Source organism: uncultured Gimesia sp., assembly GCF_937919775.1.
Taxonomy (GTDB): Bacteria; Planctomycetota; Planctomycetia; order Planctomycetales; family Planctomycetaceae; genus Gimesia.
Genome location: NZ_CALFPF010000558.1, coordinates 1 through 7,057, shown reverse-complemented (window position 1 = coordinate 7,057; position 7,057 = coordinate 1). Strand labels below are relative to the sequence as shown.

The window sequence follows — 7,057 nt, the reverse complement described above, 5'->3', positions numbered from 1 at the left end:
TTCTCATCTGTCATCATGGATCACACACATTATTTAAGTAGAAGGGTGAGAACAAGCGCTCGCAGACCGGCCAAAACACCAGCCACAAACACAAGAATAGCGACGAAATACTTTGCAAGACACTATAGAGAATTTCCCACCACTTAGCCACCTTGCAGAGAAAACAAGTTCCCAGCCAAACCAGCCAGATCCACGAACACGGTCCCTGATTCAAAATGGTTGAAAAGACAATGTCAGGCATATATATTTATGTACATATTTCAGTTTTTTTATTTACTACCACGAAAGACACGAACAAGCACGAAAAAAGAATGAATTGAGTGCGTGATATTGAGTGTGTACTTCTAATTTATTTTAAAAAATCTAATTCAATTATCTTGTGTATCTAACTCTTCTGCAGCCCGGACAGTCAAAAAGTTGCTGTTTTAAATTTCGTGTATTTTCGTGTTTTTCGTGGTAGCAAAAAAAGGAACTCCCATGTCCGAGATTATGTTCAAAAAAGAATGTTACGCCATTCAGGGAGCCGTGTTTGAAGTGTATCGCGAAATGGGCAATGGTTATCTGGAAGCCGTTTATCAGGAATGCCTGGAACGGGAACTGCGATGCTGTAATATCCCCTTTGTCGCGCGACCGGAATTGCACCTCTCCTATAAAGGAGTACCACTTCAGCAAACCTATCAACCTGATCTCATCTGTTATGAATCGATCATTGTGGAACTCAAAGCGGTGAAAGAAATCGCCGCCGATCATCAGGCTCAGATTCTCAACTATCTGAAAGCAACTGAAAAACAACTCGGTTTGCTGATCAACTTTGGCTCGCATCCCAAAGTTACAGTGAAGCGGTTTGTTTTATGTTTTTTTTGCTACCACGAAAATCACGAAATTACACGAAAAGTAAGCAGTATTGAAGACGCTAGCCAAACAGTTGTCTTCTTTAAAAAAATTTGTATTTGAGGCATTTTACACATCAGGCTTCGGGAATTGAGTAGATGAGGATTTTCTGAGTTTAAATTTCGTGCTTGTTCGTGTTTTTCGTGGTAGTAAAAAAAATCACTCACGTTCAAACTCTAGAATTTTCTTCAGCAGATCAGCCGGTTGGTCTTCCGGGTGCACGTCGATTTCGCGGCATTCTTTGATGTTACGAAAAAACGTATGCTGCCGTTTGGCGAAGCGGCGTGTCTGCTGTTTGAGCAGTTCGACGGCTCTTTCGTAGGAATACACGCCTTCCATGAAATCGATCAGTTCCTTATATCCCAGCGCCTGCCGGGCCGTGCGGCTCATGGGCGGTTCAGCAGCGAGTAACTGCTTGACTTCGTCCATCAGTCCTTCAGCGAGCATCTGATCCACGCGCAGATTAATGCGTTCGTAGAGCCATTCGCGATCCGGTAATAACCAGTAGACATGCGCCGGACATTCTTCCGGCGTCAGAATCCCTTCCGCATGCTGTGCAGAAAGGGGAACGCCGGAAACATGAAATACTTCCAGTGCGCGGGCCACACGACGGACATCATTCGGATGCAACTTCTCCGCCCAAACGGGATCAACGGCTGCCAGACGGTTGTGCAGCGCCTCGTTTCCTTCGGTCTCTGCGATCGCTTCCAGTTCGCGACGATATTCCCAGTCCGCAGAGGGACCGTTAAACACGCCTCTTAAGATCGTCCGCAAATACAGGCCTGTACCGCCGACAAATAATGGCGTTCGCCCCCGTTCAATAATCTGGCGACAACATTCTTCCGCCGCGGTGAAATAGTCGGCCACACTGAACTTCTCATGCGGATCAATCAGATCAATCAGATGGTGAGGCACGCGCGCCCGCTCTGCGGGAGAGGCCTTCGCGGTGCCGATATCCATGCCGCGATAAAGCGACATCGAATCCATCGCCAGGATCTCGGCGTTGAGATGTTCCGCCAGCAACAGACTGAGTTCGGTTTTCCCACACGCGGTCGGCCCCGCCAGGAACCAGCACTGTTGTAAGACTTCTCTGGAAAACTGCATAATTCTTTCATCTCATGAGGACATCAGAGGGCACTTCAAAAAGCGTGAGACTCTGACCGCCGGGACTCGTCATTTCTGGTTCATTCAGCTAGGATACACATGGCGCATTCAGAATGCCGTTTTGTATTGTAGTATATTAATCAGCGACACAAGTCGAAAGCGAGAGACGATGGCGAGTTTCGAAACCAGCGTTCAGTTATCCACCACTCCTCAGGCGATTTTTGATTTCCTGATCGACACCGATAATATTCTGAAAATCAGCCCCCCCGATACCGGTCTGTCGTTTACCAGCAAACCGGACAAACTCTACAAAGGGGCGATTTTAGAGTTCAAAATCCAGGGATTCGGACAGGTGCAGAAAGGGACGCACGAAATCATTGTGTTCGAAGAACCGAACGTCTTCACCGAACTGCAGATTTCAGGGCCTCTCAAATCTTACACGCACGAACACCGGATCGTTGCCAGCGGAGACAATCAGGTGACCGTCACTGATCTCCTGGAATTTGAACCGCCGGGAGGTCTGCTCGGCTTCCTGATTACCGAATCGAAGCTGCTGGATCTGTTCGACGAAGGGTTTTACCATCGCCATAACGCCTTGAAAGAAATCTTTGGCTGAGCATTGGCCATTGATTGACCTCAACCGCCGCTCACTTCAAAATCGCGCGGTTGCCTTGCTGGAGTCGTTGATCACCGGGCTGCGCAATGCGCTCAGCAGGAACACCCAGATCGGCCTGAACCGGTTCATGAGGTTCCGTCAGATAAACGGTTTTCAATGCATCCAGACGCTGCTTGATCACCGACAGCTCTTGCAGTTCTTCGGCGATTGAAACATTGGACGTTTCTAACACTCCCGCACGAACCAGACCTGCCCCTTTCGCACCCGGCGTGAGAACGCGGGGCGCTCCCGAACGGGGGGTCGCTTCAAACAGACACGACTCCCGGGGAAACAATTCACTCGGATCGGCAAAACAGGCAATCGTCAGTGTTCCCACTGTCTGTTCCTGATCCTGATTCTCATCGGCACCAGGAACCACAGCCGTCACAACACCCGCTTCAGAGATCTGAATCGAATGCGATTCCGCCGGCAGTTCCATTTCCGGAACAATCAGATAATTATTCTGCGAACCGCGAATACAGAGACGGCGGTCATTGTCAAACATCAGGCGGCCTGACCGGGTATACGCGATTTTCTCTCCCAGCCGGACCTGCAGAAAACCCTGCCCTTCGATGGCCAGATCCAGCGCGCGGCCGGTTTTGATAACTTCGCCACTGGTCTGCGAGACTCGGGTTTGCAGCACCTGACTGCCCATACCGACTGCAATCGGCGGTTCTGTTTCCGATTTCTCACTGGCGGGTGTCTGGACATATTCATAAGGCAATGATTCGAATTCGACATACGACCGCTTGAAACCAATCGTGCCTGCATTCGCGATATTATTCACAATCACATCACGGGATAACCGCAGTGCATCCACGGTCGGCTTCAGTCGCTCTATCAGTTCATCCCGGTCCGCTTTGGAAGAAAATCCGATAAAGCCGGTCTGATCTGATACCGGGCCGTTTGACGAAGAAACCGGCTGCTGCGGTGCGACTACTTCAAAGCCGGGCAGCGCCTGCAACCACTTTTTGTCGGGAGACAGCATGACGCTCTTGGGCTGCAACAGTTTGCGAATGGAAAGCAAATCGTTGGCGGCCTTGTGAGGCACTCCCTGCAGTTCTTCAAACCAGATTTCGAGTTCTTCTTTCGAAGCATGTGGCAGATGTTCGCGAATAATCGAACGCGTCATCTGATCTTCTCGGGAATCTGATTTCCTTTGGGAATCCTGTAACGGTTCTGCATTCAGCGGGGGCATCAAAGGACCGGGTGTCTGCTGGAATTCCTGACCGGGATTTAACAGTAACGGAACCGCCGGCTTTTCTGCTTCCAGACGGGGTGAAGATTTTACCTCATTAATGCCGGGAAACTTTAATGCAGGACCCGTGATTAATTGATCGTCAGTCGCGAATTCATCAGCTTCCTCTTCCTGCACGTTCACTTCTGCTAACGCCAGTTCTACAGGAATCAAAGTCTCCTCAGGGAAAAATGGCGATGCAAGAGTGTCGTCCTCGGAGTGCGCTTCTTCAGCAAATGCGGCGGGAAAATCGCGGGGCGCGCGATCGATGGCAACCGTCACTGGTACGGATTCACCGGCAAAGCCCAGGTCCTTCAGGTACAAAATCCCCTGGATAAATAACACGCCACCCAGAACGCAAACTGAAACCGCAAAAACCATCCGCTCAAAATTTTTTCTCATACCTGCTTCCCTGCAGTAACAAGGCTCAACATCCAGTTTCGACTTGCTGATTCGTCGTTGATCGTCAGAGTCGTTAAGGTATCGAAATTACTACTTTAGAACAAGACTTTTCTGCGTTGGTGATCAATCACCAACCGGCGCTGGATTCCTGAAATTCCGTTATCTTGAGAATCTTACCCGCGAATGCACCCGTATGTAGCGAAAATACTCACTTATTACGTACAATAACAGACTCTTCACAATTGACACGGATTGAGATCCTGAGTGTCGAGTGGGAATGACTCCTTGATAATTAAAGCACTCCAATGAACATCGCCCTGCCCAAAGCCTATCGAATTCGCCAGAACTTCCAGTCTACCCGGATTGAGAATATCCCGGAGACCATCCAGGCCGAACTCGCAAAAATCAACTTAGGCAAAGTAGTTAAACCGGGAGATACGATCGCCGTCACCGTCGGCAGCCGTGGTATTGCCAATATCAGCCTGATCATCAAAACCACAATCGATTATCTGAAATCCCTGGATGCCGTCCCCTTTATTGTTCCCGCGATGGGCAGTCATGGCGGCGGGACCGCGGAGGGACAGACCAAAGTCCTGGCGGCTTACGGAATTACAGCCGAAAAGATGGGGGTCGAAATTCGCTCGTCGATGGAAACGGTAATCGTCGACACCACCTCGCATGGCATCCCCGTGCATTTTGACAAACACGCCTACGAAGCAGACCACGTTTTGATCTGCGGACGCGTCAAACCGCACACCCGTTTTGTTGGCGATATCGAATCCGGTCTGCATAAGATGATGCTCATCGGCCTGGGCAAACATGCGGGAGCGAAAATTTATCACCGCGCCATCGAAGATCTCAGCTTTGAAGAAATCATCAAAGCCGTCGCATCATCGATCCTGCAGAAATGCTCCGTCATCGGTGGCCTGGCGATTGTGGAAAACTCCTATGACGAAACCGGACTGATCGAAGCCGTGCTGCCGGAACAGTTTTACGAACGGGAAAAAGCGCTGCTCAACATCGCCCGCGAATGGCTGCCGCGACTTCCGTTTCCGAAAACGGATCTGCTGATCGTGGACCGCATCGGTAAAAATATCAGTGGCTCAGGAATGGATGCCTGTGTCATTGGTCGCAAGTTCAATGATCACGCCGCCACCGAACGCGATGTCGTCTCTGTCAAACGCATCATGGTCCGCGGCCTCACCGCTGAAACACACGGCAATGCCTGCGGTATTGGTCTGGCCGAGTTTACCAACGAGCGCACCGTTGAGAGCATTGACTGGAAAATCACCCGCATAAACGCTAATACTGGTAGTCATCCGACCGCAGCAATGGTGCCTCTGGCCTACGCAACAGACCGGGAAGCCATTGAGGCGGCGCTACAGACCATCGGACTTGTTCCGCCGGAAACAAGCCGTATCGTACAGATTTATGACACGCTCGAACTGAGTGAAGTCATCGTCAGCGAGCCGTATCTGGAGGAAATCAACAGCCGGGAAGATCTGGAAATCATTTCCGGACCTTTCGAGTTGACATTCGGCGCTCAAGGAAATTTGACCCCCGTTTTTAATAAACCGCAACACTCATAATTAACTCCAACAGAAAGAAATTCATGTCTACCGCAGGCCTCTCTACCGCTGCCCTTGAAGAACTCGGCAACTATGACACACCCACCGTTTGCAATGTGATCGAACTCTGGAACATCCGCCCCCGCAATACCGGTTATATGAATGATTCGATCAAAGCCTGTTTTCCCAAGATGCGTCCGATGGTTGGTTACGCTCTGACATCCACATTTCGCAGTATGGCCCCTCCGCGCAGTGGCGACGTGTATTCCGGACTGGATGCACAGGTCGCGGCTTTCGAATCGCTGCCCGGTGCGCCTGTGGTCGTGTATCAGGACATCGACGAACCGACAGCGTCTGCTACGTTCGGTGAAGTGATGTGTTCCACCTATAAAGCCTACGGCGCGAAAGGCATCATCACTTCAGGCGCCGGCCGCGATCTGGATCAGGTCGAAGCCCTCAACTTCCCGGCTTTCACGAACGGCACCAATTGTGCCCACGGCTACTGCCACACGTTGCAGGTGAATGTCCCGGTCACGGTCGGCGGCATTCCCATTTATCCCGGCGACCTGTTGCACGGCGACTTGAATGGCGTCACCACGATTCCGACAGAGATCGCTTCGGAAATTGCCGACGCCTGTAAAGACCTGATGAAAGCCGAAGACATTGTGCTCAATTACCTCAAGAGCGGCAACCTGACCCCCGCCGGTCTCGGCGAAGCCCGCAAAGAACTGGGGGCCGAAATCGCCAAGCTCGGCAAACGACTCCGCGGCGAGTAAAACCAATTACCGCAAAAGAAACAGCAACAAAGCTGGCTCTGACACGGAGCCAGCTTTTTTTGATTTCATAATGGTGTCGAAGTGACTCAAAAACCTGAGCGGTACGGCGCTAGGTAGTGTTTATTAATTCGAATTGCCCTTATAGATGTGGAGCAACCGGGGCTAACGCCCTTCGGCTAATAAGTCATTCCGGCTGTCAAAGTACCTGAAAACAAGATCAGCCGCACGGCGTTAGCCGCGGTTAAAACCGACTTGGGTTAGGTTGCGGTCCTGGAAATCACATTCAAAACCAATAAATAAACACTACCCAACCGCTGTTTTTCAAAAGCGCGCTACGTCTCATTAATGCTACCTGGCGTCATGCCGCTCACTGATCTATGTTTTCGTGTTAGAAAAATTTTTTTGTCTACCACGAAAATCGCGA

6 protein-coding genes are annotated in these 7,057 nt (G+C 50.6%); 4 read left to right on the top strand and 2 right to left on the bottom strand.

The genetic code is table 11. The features are described from left to right. The first annotated feature begins 477 nt into the window (after nucleotides 1-477). Nucleotides 478-954, top strand: coding sequence for a GxxExxY protein (locus Q0294_RS16095; protein WP_299467490.1), 477 nt, complete (start codon nucleotides 478-480; stop codon nucleotides 952-954). A gap of 96 nt (nucleotides 955-1,050) precedes the next feature. On the opposite strand, the gene miaA is transcribed toward Q0294_RS16095, so the two are convergent. Next, entirely contained in the window at nucleotides 1,051-1,995 is a 945-nt protein-coding gene (gene miaA / locus Q0294_RS16090; RefSeq protein ID WP_299467488.1) for a tRNA (adenosine(37)-N6)-dimethylallyltransferase MiaA, read from the bottom strand. A gap of 169 nt (nucleotides 1,996-2,164) precedes the next feature. Between miaA and Q0294_RS16085 the strand changes: the two genes are divergently transcribed. Beyond that, the gene (locus tag Q0294_RS16085) at nucleotides 2,165-2,611 is read left to right on the top strand and encodes an SRPBCC family protein (RefSeq protein ID WP_299467486.1); all 447 of its coding nucleotides are present in this window, start codon (nucleotides 2,165-2,167) and stop codon (nucleotides 2,609-2,611) included. Nucleotides 2,612-2,642: 31 nt separating this feature from the next. Here Q0294_RS16085 and Q0294_RS16080 read toward each other — a convergent pair whose 3' ends face one another. After that, a complete protein-coding gene (locus Q0294_RS16080) occupies nucleotides 2,643-4,289 on the bottom strand; it encodes a flagellar hook-basal body protein (RefSeq protein ID WP_299467484.1) in 1,647 nt (548 codons plus the stop codon). A gap of 305 nt (nucleotides 4,290-4,594) precedes the next feature. Here Q0294_RS16080 and Q0294_RS16075 point away from each other — a divergent pair, with 305 nt between their 5' ends. Next, nucleotides 4,595-5,878, top strand: coding sequence for a lactate racemase domain-containing protein (locus tag Q0294_RS16075; RefSeq protein ID WP_299467482.1), 1,284 nt, complete (start codon nucleotides 4,595-4,597; stop codon nucleotides 5,876-5,878). Nucleotides 5,879-5,901: 23 nt separating this feature from the next. Next, nucleotides 5,902-6,633, top strand: a complete 732-nt coding sequence (locus tag Q0294_RS16070) for an RraA family protein (protein ID WP_299467480.1) — start codon at nucleotides 5,902-5,904, stop codon at nucleotides 6,631-6,633. Nucleotides 6,634-7,057 lie beyond the last annotated feature (424 nt).

What these genes read in the sequence shown, in the direction of transcription:
- Q0294_RS16080 (WP_299467484.1), bottom strand. Translation starts at nt 4,289, where the DNA reads ATGAGAAAAAATTTTGAGCGGATGGTTTTTGCGGTTTCAGTTTGCGTT.
- Q0294_RS16075 (WP_299467482.1), top strand. Translation starts at nt 4,595, where the DNA reads ATGAACATCGCCCTGCCCAAAGCCTATCGAATTCGCCAGAACTTCCAG.
- miaA (WP_299467488.1), bottom strand. Translation starts at nt 1,995, where the DNA reads ATGCAGTTTTCCAGAGAAGTCTTACAACAGTGCTGGTTCCTGGCGGGG.
- Q0294_RS16070 (WP_299467480.1), top strand. Translation starts at nt 5,902, where the DNA reads ATGTCTACCGCAGGCCTCTCTACCGCTGCCCTTGAAGAACTCGGCAAC.
- Q0294_RS16085 (WP_299467486.1), top strand. Translation starts at nt 2,165, where the DNA reads ATGGCGAGTTTCGAAACCAGCGTTCAGTTATCCACCACTCCTCAGGCG.
- Q0294_RS16095 (WP_299467490.1), top strand. Translation starts at nt 478, where the DNA reads ATGTCCGAGATTATGTTCAAAAAAGAATGTTACGCCATTCAGGGAGCC.